Source organism: Flavobacterium sp. UGB4466, assembly GCF_903469665.1.
GTDB classification, from domain to species: Bacteria; Bacteroidota; Bacteroidia; order Flavobacteriales; family Flavobacteriaceae; genus Flavobacterium; species Flavobacterium lipolyticum.
Window position 1 is genome coordinate 1 of record NZ_CAGKLC010000024.1, and the last position, 19,673, is coordinate 19,673.

The 19,673-nt window shown below is 35.4% G+C and carries 16 protein-coding genes; 12 read left to right on the forward strand and 4 right to left on the reverse strand.

What is annotated here, in order from left to right:
• Positions 1-547 precede the first annotated feature (547 nt).
• Positions 548-1,234, reverse strand: a complete 687-nt coding sequence (locus JO950_RS08665) for a LytTR family DNA-binding domain-containing protein (RefSeq protein ID WP_202702279.1) — start codon at positions 1,232-1,234, stop codon at positions 548-550.
• Positions 1,231-2,331 (reverse strand): sensor histidine kinase, encoded by a 1,101-nt coding sequence (locus tag JO950_RS08670; protein WP_202702280.1) that lies wholly within the window; start codon positions 2,329-2,331, stop codon positions 1,231-1,233. The genes JO950_RS08665 and JO950_RS08670 overlap by 4 nt, the downstream gene beginning before the upstream one ends.
• A 220-nt stretch (positions 2,332-2,551) precedes the next feature.
• Between JO950_RS08670 and JO950_RS08675 the strand changes: the two genes are divergently transcribed.
• The 12 genes from JO950_RS08675 to JO950_RS08730 all read left to right on the forward strand — a co-directional run bounded on the left by JO950_RS08675 (position 2,552) and on the right by JO950_RS08730 (position 17,724).
• Positions 2,552-3,208 (forward strand): DUF2490 domain-containing protein, encoded by a 657-nt coding sequence (locus JO950_RS08675; protein ID WP_202702281.1) that lies wholly within the window; start codon positions 2,552-2,554, stop codon positions 3,206-3,208.
• 17 nt (positions 3,209-3,225) lie between these two features.
• Entirely contained in the window at positions 3,226-4,518 is a 1,293-nt protein-coding gene (locus JO950_RS08680; RefSeq protein ID WP_089077040.1) for a CitMHS family transporter, read from the forward strand.
• Between the two features lie 42 nt (positions 4,519-4,560).
• Positions 4,561-5,805 (forward strand): cation:dicarboxylate symporter family transporter, encoded by a 1,245-nt coding sequence (locus JO950_RS08685; protein WP_202702282.1) that lies wholly within the window; start codon positions 4,561-4,563, stop codon positions 5,803-5,805.
• Between the two features lie 38 nt (positions 5,806-5,843).
• Positions 5,844-6,641: a TerC family protein gene (locus JO950_RS08690; protein ID WP_202702283.1), complete on the forward strand. Its 798-nt coding sequence runs from the start codon at positions 5,844-5,846 to the stop codon at positions 6,639-6,641.
• 568 nt (positions 6,642-7,209) lie between these two features.
• The gene (locus JO950_RS08695; protein ID WP_202702284.1) at positions 7,210-7,788 is read left to right on the forward strand and encodes an RNA polymerase sigma factor; all 579 of its coding nucleotides are present in this window, start codon (positions 7,210-7,212) and stop codon (positions 7,786-7,788) included.
• 398 nt (positions 7,789-8,186) lie between these two features.
• Positions 8,187-9,035 carry a FecR family protein gene (locus JO950_RS08700; protein WP_202702285.1) on the forward strand — a complete coding sequence of 283 codons (849 nt, stop codon included), beginning with the start codon at positions 8,187-8,189 and terminating at the stop codon, positions 9,033-9,035.
• Between the two features lie 155 nt (positions 9,036-9,190).
• Positions 9,191-12,430, forward strand: coding sequence for a TonB-dependent receptor (locus JO950_RS08705; protein ID WP_202702286.1), 3,240 nt, complete (start codon positions 9,191-9,193; stop codon positions 12,428-12,430).
• A gap of 529 nt (positions 12,431-12,959) precedes the next feature.
• Complete coding sequence (locus tag JO950_RS08710; RefSeq protein WP_202702287.1) at positions 12,960-14,258, forward strand: hypothetical protein; 1,299 nt, start codon at positions 12,960-12,962, stop codon at positions 14,256-14,258.
• Between the two features lie 72 nt (positions 14,259-14,330).
• The gene (locus tag JO950_RS08715) at positions 14,331-15,185 is read left to right on the forward strand and encodes a T9SS type A sorting domain-containing protein (protein WP_202702288.1); all 855 of its coding nucleotides are present in this window, start codon (positions 14,331-14,333) and stop codon (positions 15,183-15,185) included.
• Positions 15,186-15,224: 39 nt separating this feature from the next.
• Positions 15,225-16,013, forward strand: coding sequence for a hypothetical protein (locus tag JO950_RS08720; RefSeq protein WP_237732322.1), 789 nt, complete (start codon positions 15,225-15,227; stop codon positions 16,011-16,013).
• A gap of 56 nt (positions 16,014-16,069) precedes the next feature.
• Entirely contained in the window at positions 16,070-17,425 is a 1,356-nt protein-coding gene (locus tag JO950_RS08725; RefSeq protein WP_202702289.1) for a S41 family peptidase, read from the forward strand.
• Positions 17,426-17,481: 56 nt separating this feature from the next.
• The gene (locus tag JO950_RS08730) at positions 17,482-17,724 is read left to right on the forward strand and encodes a hypothetical protein (RefSeq protein ID WP_230001492.1); all 243 of its coding nucleotides are present in this window, start codon (positions 17,482-17,484) and stop codon (positions 17,722-17,724) included.
• 168 nt (positions 17,725-17,892) lie between these two features.
• Here JO950_RS08730 and JO950_RS08735 read toward each other — a convergent pair whose 3' ends face one another.
• On the reverse strand, positions 17,893-18,570 hold the full coding sequence (locus JO950_RS08735) for a hypothetical protein (protein WP_202702291.1): 678 nt from the start codon (positions 18,568-18,570) through the stop codon (positions 17,893-17,895).
• A gap of 216 nt (positions 18,571-18,786) precedes the next feature.
• Positions 18,787-19,308 (reverse strand): hypothetical protein, encoded by a 522-nt coding sequence (locus JO950_RS08740; protein ID WP_202702292.1) that lies wholly within the window; start codon positions 19,306-19,308, stop codon positions 18,787-18,789.
• Positions 19,309-19,673: the final 365 nt, after the last annotated feature.

Genomic DNA, 19,673 nt, shown 5'->3' on the forward strand with positions numbered 1-19,673 from the left:
AATTTATTTTATAATGATTTTTTTACAAAAACTTTAAATGATGGATTATTTTTAGCTTGTTTGTAAAAAAATACTTCTTTTTTTATGGTTTTTATATTTTTTCTAAATTCGTTCGTACTGTTATTTAATGTATTTGTTTCATTTTTGGATAAGTACGATGAGAATTTTACTTCTAAAATAGAGCTCAGTGTTTCAATTAGAGCGAATTAAAACTTAAATGTACCTTTTAGTATTTATAAAAATCTACGGTATTTTGCAGGAAAAATTACGGTTATTTGCATGAAAAATCTGATCACTTGCGTTAGGTGACCTCTAAAACTAACGAAGAAAATTGTTGTTGTTGGTATTGATTTGGGATGGAATGAAGTAAAGAAAGCTTTCTCTTTTGATTGAAAATAAAAAGATTAATCTCGCTGTAAAAAAGTTTTGAAGCTAAACTTTTAGGGGGTATTTTTAGGTTTTTTCTGTTTTATGAAATTGTGGTGAGAGCAAGATTAACCTTATGCTGTAATAAATGCAGAAATTTTAGAATAGTACAAAGCAGTGATTAAATTTCTTTAAGATTGTCTTTATAAGTACGGCCAATTGGCAACTCTCTGCCATCTTTGAGCTGTACCATGCGTGAATTGAATGATTTTACGTGGTTTTTTAAAACCAAATAAGACTTATGTATTCTGATAAAACCCAGGTGACGGTGCATTTCCTCAAACTTTGCCATGCGTTCTAATACCATATGGTTTTTGTAACGGGATACAATTCTAAGGTATTCGCCAAATCCTTCTATCCAAAAAATATCATCCAGCTTGACTTTGTTTATAATATAATCTGATTTAAACATAATATAGTCCTCAGCAATATCTTTAGACTTTATAAAATGGTGGTATTCTTTGGCTTTGGTAATGGCTTTTTCAAAACGTTCAAAGCTTATGGGTTTTATAAGATAATCTACCACATCAAGTTCAAATGCTTTGGCTGCATGTTGTTCTTCAGCGGTTATGAAAATGCAGAGTGGCTTGTTGGGTGTATTTTGCAGTAACTCTATGCCGTTGATGCCGGGCATATTAATGTCAAGGATAAGCAAGTCAACTTCATTTTGCTGTAAAAAAATGATGGCTTCCTGTGGATTGCTAAAGGTAGCGAGCAGGTTAACACCAGCAGTATTGGCACAGTAGTTTCTTATTAGCTCCAGCGCAAGGTATTCATCATCTACGCCTACAGCCTGCAATTGTTTCATAATTTAATTTTGAGAGTAGAAAAGTACGTCTTATTTAATAATTCGTCAAACAATTGATAATTTTCTGCATATTTCATGGTGAGGATTTTTTTCAGTGCAACGAGCCCCATTCCGTTATATCCATTATGGTTATTAAACTGAATCTTGTCCGGCACAGAATTTTCTATCCTGAATACGAAGGTATCCTCAACCTTATCAAAGTTCACCTTAATATAGGCTTCCTTATCTGCTCCAATACCGGAATGTTTAAGTGCATTTTCAAAAAGTGTAAAATAGATAGAAGGGGGAATCTCTACCTGTTCCTGTACTTCACTATCATTTAGTTCAAATAGTATGTTCAGGGTATTATTGTACTTGAGCTGGTACAAACCTGCGAGAGCCTTCATCATTTCGAACTCTTTGTGTATCGCAATCGTTTTTTTATCGGTTTCGTATATAACATATTGCAACAGCTGGCTTAGTTGTAGTATTGCTTCGGTGGTATTACCATGCTGGTTGTAACTGCCTGCGTAAATGTTGTTAAGGGTGTTGAGTAAAAAGTGGGGGTTTATTTTTGACTTCATGAGGTTGAGGTCGGTCTCATTTTTTTTCACCTCAAGGTCGAGATAGTCATATTCGATTAAGAACTTATGCCTTGATATTCCTAAAAAAGAAGCAACTAAAATTACGATGCTTTGTGAACTGTACACACTGATCAAAAACAATGGTTGGTCTTGTACTGCATCGCCCTCCTGAGAAAATTCAGGTTCAACAAGCAGTCTTAGCAGCGTTGTAGATATAAATAATATCAGTGCATATAACAGGTATTCAGGATACTTATTGGTTTGGTAATAGGCGGGAACTAAATAGGCATAACAAACAAAATATAATACCGTATTAATAGCCATAATAAAAAGTATTCTATACAATGCAAAAGGCATTTCGATAAAATAGAGCGTCGAAATTACCAGAAAGGTGGTGTATATCACAAAGAACAGGACGTGTTGAAATCGGATAAGGTTTGTCCATTGTTTTTTCATGAGACTGCCTATAATCTTTTGTTCAAACAGTAATCTGAAAGCCACAAGGAGGATAATGATGTTTATTAGTAAAACCATACTTTTTTGTGTTAAAAATTATTTACCCTTTAAAATTATATCATTAAAAATACAAATATCATTATTTTAAAACAGGCACTTTGCGTTGTTTGTTTATTAAATGAGTCGTTCGTTGAAAATTACTTTTTTGAAAAAATCAATCGTATACTTTTACCTCAGACAAATAAATTAACGATTTATCAAAATGTATAGAAAATATATATCAATCCTGTTTTTTTTAATGATTTTTTCTACGAAAGCAGTAGCGCAACAAGATAATTTTAACATGTGGCTGCAATATACAATGTCCGCAAAATTAAGCGAAAAGTACAGCTTTACGGCGCTTTCTCAATATCGGGCATACGATTTAGTAATGGATTCACGTCTTTTTTTAGTTTCGACCTACCTGGAAAGAAAGTTAGATCACGATCTTTATCCGGCTGTGGGGTATATGTTTTTGGTACTTCAGCCTTATACCAGCGATACGGATAAAAAGCTGCGTTATGAAAACAGGCCGTTTCAACAGTTAACGATCAAAAATAAAATTGGCCGCACCACATTATTACACCGTTATCGTGTCGAAGAACGTTTCTTAACCAACCCGGATGATTTTGTGGTGAGATTGCGTTATCTCCTATCGTTAAAAATTCCATTGGGTAAAGAAGAAGGGAAGAATCTATTATATGGTATTCTGAAAAATGAAATCAGGATGAATGTAGTAAAGAAGGACCAATTTGACAGTAACAGGATTACTGCCGGATTAGGGATTAACTTAGGCAAACAATCAGCCATAGAACTTTCATTTGTCAATCAGGTAAGTCCCGACGATACGAGTAATTATGTGTTGGCGGGTTTTAGAAACTCATTTGACTGGTCGGCCAAAACAGAAAATAATTAAACTTAAAATATACAGTTATGCTTACAATTTTAGGATTCTCAATGATCATTGTATTTATGTATCTGATCATGACCAAACGTTTGTTTCCGTTAACAGCGCTTATACTTATCCCTATACTTTTTGCCATTTTTGGTGGCTTTACAGCCGATCTTGGTTCTATAATCATGGAAGGTGTAAAAAATATTGCTCCCACCGGCATCATGCTCATTTTTGGTATACTGTTTTTCAGTATCATGATTGATGCAGGATTATTTGATCCGTTGGTAAACCTGATATTAAAGTTTGTAAAAGGCGATCCGGTTAAAATCGCTTTAGGAACTGCCTTTTTAACGGTATTGGTTTCGCTTGATGGCGATGGGGCCACTACCTATATGATCGTTGTAGCGGCAATGTTACCATTGTATAAAAAACTGGGTATGAATCCGCTTGTACTCTCGTGTATTATAATGCTTGGTGGCGGGGTAATGAACATACTGCCTTGGGGCGGACCTACGGCACGTGCGATGACTACCCTTAAAATGGATGCATCAGAACTGTTTATGCCTATGATACCGGTCATGGCAGGTGGTGTACTATGGGTAATATTTGCAGCATTCTGGCTTGGTCTCCGCGAAAAAAGAAGGATTGCCCGTGAAGGAGATATGAACAAGCATCTTATAAACGAGGAAGAAACTGTAATAGAGCGCGAGCTCAAAAGACCTGGTCTGATATGGTTTAATCTGCTGCTTACCATACTGCTGTTGGCTTCAATGATGTTTGATGTATTGCCGCTGGCCGTTTCCTTTATGATTGCATTTTGTATTGCACTGATCATCAATTATCCAAAAGTTGATGAACAGCAAAAAGTACTAAAATTACATGCAGGTAATGCCCTTTCAGTAGCATCGATGATATTTGCAGCAGGTATTTTTACCGGCATACTTTCCGGTACGGGAATGATGGATGCTATGGCAGCTTCGATGATTTCGGTGGTACCGGATACCTGGGGGAATGCTTTTCCTGTGCTAACAGCGGTAAGCAGTGCACCGTTGACCTTCTTTTTGAGTAACGATGCTTACTATTTTGGTATACTCCCTCTGATTACCGAAACGGGCTTACATTTGGGCGCTACAAAATTAGAAATAGGAGCGGCATCGCTCATAGGTCAAGGAGTTCATTTGTTAAGTCCGCTGGTACCTTCTACTTATCTTTTAGTAGGATTGGCCGGAGTTGAGTTTTCTGATCACGTAAAATTTACTATAAAATGGGCTTTGGGTTCATCACTCGCCATGCTCATAGCAGCATTGCTTATCGGGTTAATAACTTTTTAAAACTACCTTTGTAGAGCAACTTAATGAGTAAGGTTTAAAAAGATGAATACCACACCACAACATCCGGAGAGCAGCGGAATACCACAAAAGTATTTGAAAAATTTAGCAGCTTATGTTACTATAGCATTGCTGTTAGGAATTGCTGTAGGACACTATTATCCTGAAAAGGGTATTCAATTGGATTTTTTAGGCAGTGGATTTTTATATCTTATTGAACCGCTGATACAACCCATAATATTTTTAACCATTATTATAGGGGTAAGCAGTATTGGCAATCTTAAAAAAGTGGGTCGTGTAGGGCTTAAGGCGTTCGTTTATTTTGAAATAATAACGACTATTGCCATGATCATGGGGATAATGGCAGCGTTGTTTATAGAGCCCGGCAAGATCGAAAAAAGACTTATAGACGTAACTCTGCCCAAACATTTTACAGCTACCGAATCACTGGATAGCGGCTGGTTTAATTTTATTGTGCTTAACCGCCCCCTGGTATTGCTGCTGTTGGCTGTTGTAACAGGTGTTTTGCTTAGTCTTTCGCCAGGCAGAGCAAAGTATGTAGGGATCTTGCAGAAAATTATGACCTTTTTGTATAGGGTACTCCTGTATTTGTTTTTACTTATTCCGGTTGCAGCTTTTGGCGGAATGGCTTATGCAGTATCGCGATTTGGTATACATAGTCTTTTGCCTTTGGGAAAACTGCTGGCTACGACTTACATCACAATGGCATCTTTTGTATTTATAGTATTGGGGCTTTTGCTGCGTTATTACAACATCAGCCTTTGGAAGTTTCTGAACTATATTAAAGAAGAACTGCTTATTGTTTTTAGTACATCATCATCCAGAACAGTGTTTCCTTTGATTGTTGCAAAGCTGGAACAGGCGGGGTGTGGTAAAGCTGTCGTAGGTCTTTCAATACCACTTGGTTATTCTTTTAACCTTGCAGGTGCATCTATATTTTTGCCTATATGTACGTTGTTTGTTGCTCAGTTGTTTAACATTCCGCTTACGTTTCGCGATATCATCACTATAGGGTTGGTTATCATGGTGACCTCAAAAGTAGCATCGGGAATACCGGGATCTGGTTTTGTAGCACTAACCATAACGTTTACAACACTTAATAAATTTCCGTTAGAAGGCTTGGCACTGCTTTTCAGTATTGATAAGTTTATGAACGAAGCCCGAACGATAACTAATTTTATAGGCAATGGGGCGGCTGTTATACTCCTTTCGAAATATGAAAATGACTTTGAACCCAATCCAGAAATAGACCTTTCCATAACAAAATAAACAAGCCATTAAGGCACCATACTTTAAAACAATACCATATGACTGATTTGATTACTACTTTTAATAGCCTTTGGCAAGATATTATTGCGCATCCAGGTACATCACTGGCAATTATTGGAAACCTTATTCTCATTGAGAGTCTACTCTCTGTAGATAATGCAGCCGTACTGGCTACGATGGTAATGGATTTGCCGGAAAACCAACGTGAGCGTGCGCTTAAATACGGTATTTGGGGCGCTTATATTTTTAGGGGTATTGCAATGGTATTTGCTTCGGCACTTATTGCTATTTGGTGGCTTAAACCTATTGGCGGACTTTATTTGCTCTATCTCGTATATTCTTGGTACAAAGACAAGCAGAAAGAAGGCAGTGAAGATGAAAAAGTAAATAAGGAGGGGAACTGGTTGTATCGTCTTACAGTGAATACGATAGGTCATTTTTGGGCTACAGTTTGCCTTGTGGAGCTTATGGATATGGCTTTTTCAATAGATAATGTATTTGCAGCGGTAGCCTTTACACCAAATATCATATTGGTATGTATTGGAGTATTTATAGGGATACTGGCGATGCGTTTTATAGCACAGAGGTTTGTGAATCTTTTAGAAAAATATAAGTTTTTAGAAACTGCAGCTTTTGTAGTAATTGCCGTTTTAGGAATCAAGCTGGCCTTATCTTTATATGAACATTTTTATCCTGAAACAGCATTCAGTAAATTCTTAGGCAGCCATGCCGCAGATATTGGGATCTCGGCGCTTACCGTTGCCATATTTTTTGTGCCCATACTTACCAGTACTTTTTTTGATTTTCCAAAGAAAACTAAATCTGTTGTGAGATAAAAATTATTATTAATCTAAGAATTAAGATAATAAGTGCCATGAGGTAGTGTTGTATCATGCTTAGCCTCAACTAGACAAGATAGAGATCATGACTGCTAAACCCTACTCCTACAAAATGACCTTTCAATGGTCTGCTAGCCGGGAATAGCACAAACCTTGCCTTGAAATTTAAAAAGAGATCTATCAAGTGTATCATTACGCCGCAAAGGGTAACTTTGCGGCTTTGATAATGGCTAAAATTAAAGAGACTGCATAATCTTCTTCAATTGCAGACAAAGTTGGACCAATAGTACACCCTCAGGTCCATAATTAGGCAAAAACTATCTTTATTGAATTATCACCCAAAACCTAAGTATTCAACTAAAAGCAAAGTATTTTGATTTTATAATTTCATAAGTATTTCATTTCGAAATAATCAAATGCAGATTTGTATATAACCTTAAGTGAACAACCCAATATTGCGAATGTCACAATATTAACAAATTATTAAATGACAAAATTCAAAAATTAACAATTGAGGTTTATCATACATTTGTAAGGGTCTTCTTTAACAGTTGAAATTTTTATTATGAGTTCTAATTTAATTATAAGGTTACGTGCTGGTGATGATTCATGCTTTAAAGAAATATATGATTTATACCATTTTAAAGTATTTTGTTTTGTTAAAAAATACACCTCACAATTAGCAGATTCAGAAGATGTAACACAAAATGTTTTTATTCATCTTTGGAAATATCGTACCAAATTAGATCCCCAGGTAAGTCTTGAAGCTATTCTGTTTAAGAGCTCTAAGCAGGAAATCTCCAGATGGTATAAGAAACAAAACCGAATATTTTCTGTTGAAGATGATGCGCTGATTCGGGAATTGGATAGTAAAACACAGTCTGAAGAAGAAGTGAGTTTACAGATGGAAAGAATTGAATATCTATTGGATAAAATTCCTGCTAAAAGAAGAAAAATATTCAGCCTGCACAAGTTTGAAGACCGCAGTTACAAGGAGATAGCCGAAGAAATGGAGATGTCTCCGGGGGCTGTTGCCAACCAAATTTCTAAAACCTTACAATTTCTTAAGAAAAACTCGGTCCATAATCATGAACTCTACTGGTTTGCTTTATTCTTTGTATATCAGACAGAATTAGTATTGTAGATACATTCAAAATGTATAAAACCCGTTGAGTGTAATTGATAAAAAAAATACTTACCCTATAGTGCCGATGCATCGGGATACACCTATAAAAGAATATTAAAAAACATATTTCTTACACATAGTAACCTTTTGTGTATTTACAATAATTGAAATGCCTTTTCTGAAAGCGTTAAATCGATGCTTCTATGTGTCTAAAAATAATTTGCACCCAGTGGGTTATGAAAACCTTTTTAAGGTATTTGCGGATTGATTTTGTTCTAAACTCTTGTTGTTAAATCTTTATTCAGATTAAGAAAACGTTAATAGTAATACTGCTCCGTGATATTTGCCGAAGTGAGAATCTAATGTAGTTGAATTGATAGCTGTACGTAAATTTCAAATATTAAATGTTAACTCGAATGAAATCCAAAAGAATGAAAGAAGAATGGAATGTGATCCCCAACCGTGGTATACTTCCTGACAATATTGAGGCAAGAATGTGGAACAATATACGCAGGGTTACGATTGATAAATATAAAAAACTTTATAACTGGATGGCTGTGGCCTGTGCTGTATTTGTAATTTCAATTGGAAGCTATCAATTTTTGAACTTACCTAAAAAAGCGGATATTGAAATTACTTCAACAATTACATTTAAAAACGATATTCGACTTATAAGTTTGCCTGACGGAACAAGAGTATGGCTGAATGAAAACTCTCAACTGGAATACCCGGAACATTTTTCAGATAACGAAAGAAATGTGAGCTTAAAAGGAGAAGCTTTTTTTGAGGTAAAACGGGATCCTTCAAGACCATTTGTAATTACTTCAGGAGTTATAAAAACAACCGTTTTAGGAACTTCATTCAACATTAAAGCCTATAATGAAAAACAGCCTGAGGTAAATGTCAGAACCGGGAAAGTAAAAGTTGAAGGTGAAACGAATACCGTATTGTTGCTCAGAGGAGATAAAGCAGTTTATACTACGGTATCTTCTACCGTAAAAAAAGAAAAGACCGACATTCTGGAACCTGAATGGAAAAAAGCATTACTGTATGTTGACGGATTGACTCTGGAGCAGGTTTTAAGTAAATTAAAAGAAGAAAATGATTTTAAGGTAAATTATTTAGAAGAGGATTTAAAAAACCTCACCATTCAGGGTACGCTCGACAGCAGGCAGGGGATTTACGAAATGTTGCAGACTGTTGCATTTGCCTTAGAAATAAAAATCAGGTCTGCCGGTAATAATACCTACTTGATCAGCAGGTAAAAAAATATATACCATTTTAATGCGATTTTTTGCAGCCTATAACTTTTGAAAAATAAGGTTTATAAGCAGCCGGGGATTTTTATGCCCAAACTTAAAAGATTTAACACGTACATCATATTCAAAAACAAATTCTAATAAACTAATAATTATCAATTATGAACAATGATTTTTCCAGGCAGTTTTCTTTTGTCTTATGGATTTTATTTTTTGGAGTTTTTCTCGGAACAAATACTATTTATGCGCAAACCGGAACTGTATCAGTTGATTTTAAAAATTCTTCGCCTCAAAAAATTATCGAGAATTTAAAATCACGCACACCTTACCAATTTATCTATCAAAAGGATTTAGATCTTAGTCTGCCTCTTATAACACTAAAAAAAGACAACGTTTCTATTGATGAAATTTTAAGTGATTTACAAAAAATGACCAATTTAAATTTTAGAAGAAACGAAAATAATATAGCTGTAAATAGTAAGGATGCGGACAAAAAAAAAAAGAAAGGAAAAATTACAGGTAAAGTTGTAGATACCAATGGACTTTCACTTCCGGGAGTTAACATAAAAGTAGTGGAGTTAAATTACGGAGTACAGTCTGATATTGATGGTAATTATATTTTAGAATTAGAACCTGGAGAATATACGATTGAAATCAGCGCTATCTCCTTTCAAACACAGAAAATTACAGGTGTAAAAGTAACGGAAGGAGGAGAAACACCTTTGGTTGTTTCCTTAAAAGAAGCCGCTCAATCACTCAAAGAAGTTGTAATTGTGCAAAATTACAAACAGGCGACAGCTTCAATTCAGGGATTATTGTTACAGCAAAAAAAAGCAGCACAGTTCTCCGATGGTATCTCAGCAGAACAAATTGCAAGAACACCGGACAGAGATGTGGCAAGTTCACTAAAACGGATTACAGGAGTAACGACCATTGATAACAAATATGTTGTAGTTCGTTCTATGGGAGAACGATGGAATCAGGCCGTTATGGACGGAATTACACTTCCCAGCACCGATGCCTATCAGCAAAACTTTTCTTTTGATATTATTCCAACCTCAATGGTGGAAAGTATTGTAGTCAGCAAATCAGCAACTCCGGACATGTACGCCAACTTTGCGGGTGGTTATGTAGAAATTAAAACAAAAGATATTCCTAAAGAAAACTTTAATAGTTTCTCGATAAGTACTTCATACAACAGCAGAAGTACTTTTAAAGAAAGACTTACGAAGCAGGAAGGAGATTACGATTACTTAGGTTTTGATGATGGGAGAAGAGATTATCCAACGAATTTGACATCCTTACCAATACCAACAAACGAAGCTGATTCCGGGCTTTTTATAGAGCAGTCTAAGAGGTTTACAGCAGACAATTTTACGACTTATAAAACTTATGCTGCTCCGGGAACAACACTTCAATATGCAATGGGAAGAGCGTATAAATTAAAAGATAATAACAAGTGGGGTTTTGTAGGATCGCTATTTTTTAAAAATACTCAGGAGAAACTGGATATTGAGCATACGCAAAGAGCAAGTAATGCCGATAATTCACTTTTTGTTCCAGAGACGGATAAAGCATTGTATTCAACATTTACCAAATACGGATTTAGAAATTCAGGAGCCAATTATACATTTAATTCTACTTTGGCAGGAATGTTTAATGCGGGAATTCAGTTTGGCAATCATAAAATAACGGCACGTAATACAGTGATGCACATTTACAACAATCAGCTTACTCAGGTAACAGGATGGAGTGACAGTGATGCCTTATCTGAAATTATGAATGGATCGATACTTCCTTCGACTTCAGAAACAGATTATCCGGTTTATCAGACCTTGCTGCAAAGCAAAATAGAAGGGAGTCATAAGTTTGGCAAGCTGGATGTCAATTGGTTTGGAGCTTATAACACTGTTTCAAAAGATACTAAAGATGCTACTTTTTTGGATACGTACAGAAAAAAAGTGGGTGATGATACTTTGCTTTATCACTATGTATATAATTCAGAAACAAGATTTCCTTTCAGCAGAAGTAACTTTACAAATGATGAAACAGATTACAATTTCGCCATAAATTTTAAGTACTCTTTTGATTTTAGCGATACCTACACCAATGATATAAAAGCGGGTTATTTTGGGACCTATAAAAAAGCTACCAACCAGCAGGAATCGGCAAAGGTAGTCGTAATGGGTACAGGTGCAGATAAAGCGGAGATTTACGAACCTCTTTCAAAATTTTTAGACGGTTCCAGATACTATTATGGAGGTTTTGGATGGCAGGATTATGGAGTATACGGTAACAGATACGTAGGTGATGTAAAAGTACATTCCCCCTTTTTAATGCTCGATGATAAAATTGGACGTTACGTAAGATTAGTGTGGGGAGTAAGGGCAGAAAGCTATTTGTATACCGAAATTGAAAGCCAGTCTGAAGCTGCCGGAGATTTTGGAAAAGATCAAAAAGACGATAAGTTGTGGCAGTTTTTACCATCAGCAAGTTTGGTCGTAAGTCCTACCAATAAAATGAATATCAGATTGGGGTATAATAAATCAGTTTTACGTCCTCAATTTGCAGAACGTTTGAGTATTCCTTATTACGATCCTATTCAGTCTGCCAAAATTTATAATTATTCAGGCGGAATGATTTCCAGTGTTTCCAATAATTATGATTTGAAGTTAGAATGGTTTCCATCCGGAGGTGAAATTTTATCTTTTGGTGTATATCATAAAAATATAGATGATCCTATGGAAGCAGTGGGAAGTTTGAATCCATCAAGAATCAGAAACATTTACAACCTTAATTCAGCCAATGCTAAACTTTGGGGAGTAGAAGTAGAGTTGTATAAAAGTCTTTCTTTTTTAGGGGAAGGAGAAACCCTTAAAGATATTTTTATCTCCGGGAATGCTTCTATTAACAGAACTAAAGTAACCTCTTATGTCGCCATTGACGGGACTGGAGGACTGTATGAAGCAAACAGACCGCTTTATGGACAGTCGCCCTATACTTATAATTTAGGATTAGACTACGTGGGAGATCGTTTAGGATTTAGTGTGAGACATAATGCTATAGGAGATCAGTACATATTAGTAGGATTTGATTATCAGTCTGAAGAAATCAGGATGCCTTATTCTATCACGGATGCGCAGATTAGTTATAAGTTTTTTAAAGAAAAAAATCTCGAATTCAAATGCAGTATGAAAAACTTGTTTGATGCAGCAATTAAAACCTACGATAATTCAAACAGTTATTCACATATTGAAAATGTGCCGGTGGGGTCAAATCCACGAGACCGATACAGCTTAGGAGCAAACGCCACAAATAAATACGACGAAGATATTGACAAAGTATTATTTAAAGCTAAAAGCGGCAGAACGATAAGTGTTTCCTTAAGTTATTCCTTCTAAATACAAAATTCACTAAGAAGCTTTATTGGAAGGAGTAAAGGATTACTTCAGACGAAATAAACAGTGGGAGAGAGACTTTTATTGGTCTGAGAAAAAGAGCGGTTTAAGTCAGAAAGATCCTGGACATTAAGAAACCGTTAACAATAAAAAAAGTGGTGATATTTTGTTCTTGTGAAGTCTAATATAGTTGTAATAAGATTAATTTTTTTAATTCTTCATTAGTATTAATCAAGGTCTATTGTTTTTTTTTTGCAGTTCCTGTATGGTCTTTTAAAAACTTACAGCGTTATAAAAAGACCTGCAGTGATTGCATCAAAAGATCAGGAAGAATGGAAAGCAATCCTTTCATTGCGTTGGAAACCCTAAGAATGAAAGATGGAGTTTAGGTATAAACCTCCGATGGTAAAGCGGAAAAAGTTTATCAAAAAGATCTTTGCCAAAAACGAGAAAGACCTAAGGAAAGATATTTTGCTGCTCTCTCCAAAGGCCTAGTTTGAATAGCAGCAAATATAGCAATAATTAAATTATTATGAAAAATTTTTTTCTATTTGCAATGGTAGCTCTACTTTTGGGCTCTTGCCAAAATGATGATTCTACTGCAGATTCTTCTTTTTCAATGAAAGCTTCAGGTGCTGATTATGCTCATCCACCTACAGTACAAACAGTAAGCGGTGCTATTACCTCTAATACAACATGGACAAACGACAGAGTTTGGGAAATCGATGGTGTTATTACAGTAAAAAATGGCGCAAAATTAACTATTCAGGCAGGAACTTTTATTAAAGCAAAACCTTTGGCACCAGGAGTTGCTACAGGAGTTTTGGTAATTACTAAAACAGGACAAATTGATGCACAGGGAACTGCAGAATCTCCAATTGTTTTTACAAGTTATAACTTATTAGATGACAATGCTAATACTTCAGCTCTTCCGGGAGATTTTGGAGGAGTTGTTATTTTAGGAGATGCAGAGGTTAATACAGGTTCTGTAACGAACATTGTTGAAGGATTAGACGATCAGTCTAATTTTACTGAATTTTATTATGGAGGTTCAAACAACAATCACAATGCGGGAATCTTAAGCTATGTACGTATCGAATTTGCAGGACGTATTTTAGATACAGACGTTGAAATTAACGGTTTAACATTGGCTGGTGTTGGAAACGGAACTACTGTTAACCACATTCAGGTATCTTATGGTAAAGATGATTCATTTGAATTTTTTGGAGGTAAAGTAAACGCTACTCATTTAGTTTCTTTTGCTGCGGATGATGACAACTTCGATTTCGATTTTGGTTACACAGGAAGCATCACAAAAGCTATCGCACTTGCAGACAGTAATTCAACTCACAGTTTAAGCGGAGGAAATCCTGATTCTAACGGTATTGAATTAGATAACAACGCTACCGGAACACTTACTAGCATTATCACACGTCCGGTTATTTCTCAATTATCTATTATTGGTGTAAGCTCTTCTACAGTTGCTGATTTGTACGAAAATGCCATTCACGTACGCAGAGCTGGTAACATCAGCCTTACAGATGTAACTGTAACAGGGTACAACACAGGAATTAGATGGGATTCACCTTCACTTCCATCAGGATCTTCTTATTTAAGAGTTTCAATCCACGGATTTGATAATGTTGCTCTTCCGGCAGGAACAACTTTAACAGGTTTTGGTACAACTACTTCTACTGTTGACCCGGCTACAAAATGGAGCTTAAACCAGCCTTTCTTTAATAATGGCGCTCTTAATTTTACAGGAACAACAGGAGCCTTTAAAACAGAATCTAACTGGACGAATACCTGGACAAAGTTTTCTAATTTCTAATTAGAAAAAAAACAGCTTACTAATTAAATACTGTATGGGCAGAGAAATCTGCCCATATTTAAAATAAAAAACATGAAAAAAACACTACTTTTTTTTGCTTTTATAATGATTACAACGATATCATCTGCTCAATATACAATCTGGGAAGATGATTTTGATGATTCTAATGTTTCAGACTGGAATTTACTGGACAGAGATGGAAATGGAAGTAACTGGATGGCCAGAAAAAACATTCAGTTGGATGCAAGTACCGGAAGTGTAATTGACGGAACTATTGATGTTTTGGGAACCTACAATATTGATTTTAAAACAGGCGGACCTCTTGAAGGATTAGAAAACAATCTGGCCATCAGTCCGGTTTTGAATATTTCTTTTTACTCCGGAAAAATTAGTTTGACCATAAAAGCGCAGCCAAGTATTTACGACAGTAATCAGAATATTGCGATCTATGGTTCTACCTCTGCAGATCCCGCCTCTTTTAAACTTTTGCATACCATTACCCTGGAAAGAAATACGGTTGAAGAGGCAGAATTTAAAAATTATACGGTAGATATTTCGCAGTTTGCCGGCAAAGCCGAAGTATATCTGGCATTAGGAAATAATCTTTCAGGCCCGTTTATTGGTTACGAAATAGATAAAATTTCAGTAATGGCAGAAGCTTTATTAGGCACAGCTGATAATACATTAAAATCATCCTTATGTTATTTAAAACAAAATCCTGTTCAGGATTATTTGGAGTTAGAAATAGCAGAAGAGTATAAAAATGAAGAAACAGTTTTAAAAATTTACAATACGAGCGGCGTTTTAATTAAAGAGTCTTCTTATAAGCCTGAAGGTTTATCTGTTAGTGATTTAATGCAGGGCATTTATTTCCTTTCTGCAAACAATAATGGAGCTTCCAAAAAAATAAAATTTATAAAAAAGTAATCTGATTTTCAAATCAAATTATGCAAACAAAAAACAAACATGATGAATTTATTGCCAAAGTTATTCGTTTCTTTAATTTTAATTACTCTTGTAACATCTTGTTCTACTGATGAAAAGCTGCCTTTTTACAGCAATGAAACCAATCAGCCGGGAAGAGTAACCATTAACGGTTACAGTGCTTTAAATGATTCACTACAGGTAAGGGTTAACGATAAAATTATTGAAATTAGTAAAGACAAAAAAACGGCCTTTGTCAAAAAAATAGAAAAAGAGTATGACTTTGTATTTTACGGCAGTCAGGAAAAGACTATTTCTATACTAAACAAAACCACTAAGGCAGTATTACATACTTATCAGTTTAATGCACAAAAGGTTAAGGATACGATTTCCTTTTTTGCAAAAGATAACTTTTGGATTGATAATGTTTCGCGCATAAAACCGGGTGTTTTAAGTAAAACGGCTAACAGTGGTTATAAATTTATTTTCCCCAATCAAAACTTGTATTCTAAAAATAGTTACACAGGTAATCTTGACGGAATTATACGCAAAATCAACGGGCAGGTTTTAGGTACGGTTGAAAATATAAATAAAGAAAAGTTTAGTTCTTTTATTGAATTTCCATTTAGTTCGCCTCCAACCATTTTAATGGAACTGGTAAAACACGGTACAACAGAATCGTATATCCCGGGACAAAAAGTAACAGTTATTATGACCATGTCTGTTAATAAATCAAAACTAATTGTACTGGAAGAAAAACTAGATGCAAATGGTAATTTTTCCGGTGTAGAAGGGACCTTAAGCCTAACCGATTATTTCATTTTTAAATAATAATAAATCTTCATTTACGGGAATATAAAATCATTATTAACAATTACAATCAATAGATGAAATATTCAACTATTTCTGTTTTATCGTTATTTCTTTTTTTATCTGTTTTTCTATTCTCTTGTTCAGATAATGATGCTCCAGCTCCGGTTTACGAAGCAGGTACAAATGAGTATGTTAATGAGTGGATGTACCAGCAGATGAAGAAGTATTATCGCTGGAACACCACAATGCCGGAAAAAGGCCGTTTAGATCTTTCTCCCAAAGAGTACTTTGCAGGGTTATTGCAAAAAGACGATCGATATTCGTATGCTGTGCATCCTGAACAGCCGGAAACGGCACAGCAAAGTCTCAGACGCAAATTTGGATTCGAAGTTTCTTTTTTTGAATTTGAATCGAAATTTTATGGCGTAATTCTGTATGTATTAGAAGATTCTCCTGCCAAAAGAAATGGTTTAAAAAGAGGTCAGCTGATCACAAAAATAGAAGGAACAATGCTGAACCAAAATAATTATGGGGTATTATATGCTAAAATGACCGCATCAACACAGTTGAATTTGCAGACCATTTCTTATACAGTACAAGCAGGATTTTCTAATGTAAAGGAAATTTCGATACTGCAGGGCTATAGCTTTTCGCAGCCCATCAATTCTATTGTTATTGAAGGTAAAAGCAAAAAAATTGGTTACGTCGAAATTTCTCATTTTGATGCAGGACAGGCGCAGTCGTATCTTCAGACTTTTCAGGAACTTAAAAATAAATCAATTACAGAACTTGTTGTAGATCTGCGGTATAATGGAGGAGGGGATATCGCAGCTGCAACAGCTTTAAGTATAATTCTGGCTCCTAATATTCAATCCAATACTCTTTTTATAAAATTTGAAGGAAATACGAATGGCGGAAATGTAGACCAATCCTTTAAACAGGCTTTAGAAAGCAATGAATCAAAAATAAGTTTTGATGCTCTTCGCAATGTTCATCCGTCCATAAACAGAGTTTATATTTTATGTGGTCGGCACACTGCATCCGCCGCAGAGCTTATTATAAATAATCTAAAACCTTATATGGAAGTCATAACCATTGGAAACAAGACCTTTGGTAAAGATGTAGCCGGTTTTCCACTTATAGACGATAGAATATCAACTAAAAAAGGCTGGACTTTGTATCCGGCCATATATAAAATGTTTAATTCCAGGAATGAAGGTAATTATTCAAAAGGAATTGATCCGCTTATTTCTTTAGATGAAATTCAGCAACCGGAAGTTTTTCCTTTAGGAAACAGTTCTGAGGTTTTACTAGCCAAAGCTTTAAATTCTATTAACGGAAATACGGCTAAAAATATTTTGGCAACAGCGAAGACATCTCCTTTATCTGCAAATGAAGCAGACGCTGATTTCTTAATGACAATTCACTAATTCAAATACGATTTTACTTCATTATGCAGGGTATCGATAAAAGAGAACATCGGAGAATGGAAGAGGTTTTTAATAAATATAAAAACAGTTATAGCAATTCTGTAATGAAACTGGAAGAGGATAATATCAAGATCTGTCAAAATATGGAAGAACTGGATGTCTTGTATAGTAGTTTTATGATTCTGCTGACGGAATTGCAAAGATGTGCCAGAAATTATGAGCAGAAAAAAATAGTGACCCGGAGCATACTTCATAAAAACTTAAGAAAGTTGAATTCAGAAGCTTGCCGAAACAGATAAAGAAAAAAAGTAGTAATTCCAATAGAAAGTAAAAGCCATGAGACTTTACACAGCAGGAGTGTTTGTGTACATGACTCATGGTTTTATCTCAATAAAAAAATGATATTTCTGCTGGTTAGCATAGTAAAAAACGCTACTACGCTTCTAACAGCGATGAAATAGAATCAATTAGTTGTTTTCGTTGGCAGTTACTCTGTTTGCGGCATAATTGACCGGCGAATAATTAAATTTTATTATGTTGAATTCATAGTTAAACTTGTCTAAATCATTACACTCACAGTCTATTTTGTCAAATTGATCTTTGGTCGTTGTGGTGACGGTGACATAGGTAAATGTGGTTACGGTTGTTCCTGTTAGTTCAACATAGCCTACAACACAAGTTAAAATGCCAATCGTTTCTGCTGTCGCCCGTTTTGCATCTTCTTGTATAATTTTCATATATCGCAATAGATTTGATTCCAGGTATTTTAGTTTATCATTCGAAATCCCTAGTACATCTTCAAAGAATTGTAAATTCACGGCAGAGGGTGTACCGCTATACGATTTTGTGCTGGAGTATGCCGATGTTTCCCCCATTCCATTTATAGTTATCATAGCGTTCTGCATTTCGGTGCCGTCTACCAGATACAATCCTCCAACAAAAGGTGTTGTATGACATGTTTTTTTTAGGGCGGCTCTTATATCAACGAATAATGCGAGCGAATTCTTAAATGCTTCCAAAAGGATTGTTTCTGTTTTGTTATCGGTATCCTTTGGCAGCGATGCCAGCAATAAATTTTCATTACAGGTGTGCAGCCACGCTCCATCAGGGGTGGGCGTAATGCAATATGGTATAGATTTGTTCATGGGTCCGTGTTTTTTGTTGTGTATAAAAGGTCTTTATTGCAATTGAAGAACTTGTTCGAAAACTGTTTTTTCTATTGCAGAAAAAACAAATTTGGCCATTTTATGCACTCTTCTTTGTTGAATAGATTTAGTATTCCTTTCAAAGGAGTGCATAAACTGACACAAATTAAATTTCCTTTACGAAAAGTATGAATTTCGAAAAAGTTTTGTTGTTGACTAAGTAGGGTCTACATAAGAATAACCAACTTTTGTATAGTCTACATTATAAGAAAATTTGGTTGAATCACTAGAGCATTTATGCTTGATCAGTACAGCAGCAGAAGAAGCTTTTGAAACTGCATATACAACAGATGTTGTAGGTATATTCAGACCAGGTACTAAGGATAGAAGAGTGATAGTGGTACCAAAGTTCTCAGCTGTTGTGTCACCCGCAGCCGCAGCCTGAGTTGCCGCCATCGATCTATTAAGATAGTCGCGCATTGGGTTTACTGAACCACCCACGCCTGATAGGATATCGTTGAAGAGCTGTTCATTTGCGTCCTGTATAGTACCATTACCAATTAATGCTCTTTGTACTACATTAGTTTGTGACATTCCTCTTATAGAATTCAAAGCTCTTACCATGGCATCTTGATTTAGTGTATAAAGACCATCCACCACTGTTTGCCCTGAAGTTGCTTTTACAGCATCTTTTATTTTGTTTGGAACTTGCAAGGCTCTTAAGAAGGCATTTCCCATTATTCGGTTTTGCTCCTCAGTCCATATGTCTAGTTTATAATAAAAGATGTAATCAGTTCCTTCTGTGTGTATCCATGTACCGTCATTAGTAACACCACGTGTTTCACGTATAACATAATCATGTTGCTCGAATTGGTTATTATCAATAATAGTGCTCATTGTTTTTTTGTTTTTGGGGTTGTAATCATTGCTACAAGAATTTATCACTACCTGTAACAACTAACCTCAGACCACCAGACTTTCTGGCATTTCTAAGGTATTTGTCTTACTCATAAGGCTTTTCAGTTTCCGCCCCTGTAATAAAAACCTCTACAGGAAGGTTTGTTTAAGTGGGTAATGCAGCATTGTTTTTTTTCTACTAGTAA

What these genes read in the sequence shown, in the direction of transcription:
- JO950_RS08665 (WP_202702279.1), bottom strand. Translation starts at nt 1,234, where the DNA reads ATGAAACAATTGCAGGCTGTAGGCGTAGATGATGAATACCTTGCGCTG.
- JO950_RS08670 (WP_202702280.1), bottom strand. Translation starts at nt 2,331, where the DNA reads ATGGTTTTACTAATAAACATCATTATCCTCCTTGTGGCTTTCAGATTA.
- JO950_RS08675 (WP_202702281.1), top strand. Translation starts at nt 2,552, where the DNA reads ATGATTTTTTCTACGAAAGCAGTAGCGCAACAAGATAATTTTAACATG.
- JO950_RS08680 (WP_089077040.1), top strand. Translation starts at nt 3,226, where the DNA reads ATGCTTACAATTTTAGGATTCTCAATGATCATTGTATTTATGTATCTG.
- JO950_RS08685 (WP_202702282.1), top strand. Translation starts at nt 4,561, where the DNA reads ATGAATACCACACCACAACATCCGGAGAGCAGCGGAATACCACAAAAG.
- JO950_RS08690 (WP_202702283.1), top strand. Translation starts at nt 5,844, where the DNA reads ATGACTGATTTGATTACTACTTTTAATAGCCTTTGGCAAGATATTATT.
- JO950_RS08695 (WP_202702284.1), top strand. Translation starts at nt 7,210, where the DNA reads ATGAGTTCTAATTTAATTATAAGGTTACGTGCTGGTGATGATTCATGC.
- JO950_RS08700 (WP_202702285.1), top strand. Translation starts at nt 8,187, where the DNA reads ATGAAATCCAAAAGAATGAAAGAAGAATGGAATGTGATCCCCAACCGT.
- JO950_RS08705 (WP_202702286.1), top strand. Translation starts at nt 9,191, where the DNA reads ATGAACAATGATTTTTCCAGGCAGTTTTCTTTTGTCTTATGGATTTTA.
- JO950_RS08710 (WP_202702287.1), top strand. Translation starts at nt 12,960, where the DNA reads ATGAAAAATTTTTTTCTATTTGCAATGGTAGCTCTACTTTTGGGCTCT.
- JO950_RS08715 (WP_202702288.1), top strand. Translation starts at nt 14,331, where the DNA reads ATGAAAAAAACACTACTTTTTTTTGCTTTTATAATGATTACAACGATA.
- JO950_RS08720 (WP_237732322.1), top strand. Translation starts at nt 15,225, where the DNA reads ATGATGAATTTATTGCCAAAGTTATTCGTTTCTTTAATTTTAATTACT.
- JO950_RS08725 (WP_202702289.1), top strand. Translation starts at nt 16,070, where the DNA reads ATGAAATATTCAACTATTTCTGTTTTATCGTTATTTCTTTTTTTATCT.
- JO950_RS08730 (WP_230001492.1), top strand. Translation starts at nt 17,482, where the DNA reads ATGGAAGAGGTTTTTAATAAATATAAAAACAGTTATAGCAATTCTGTA.
- JO950_RS08735 (WP_202702291.1), bottom strand. Translation starts at nt 18,570, where the DNA reads ATGAACAAATCTATACCATATTGCATTACGCCCACCCCTGATGGAGCG.
- JO950_RS08740 (WP_202702292.1), bottom strand. Translation starts at nt 19,308, where the DNA reads ATGGGAAATGCCTTCTTAAGAGCCTTGCAAGTTCCAAACAAAATAAAA.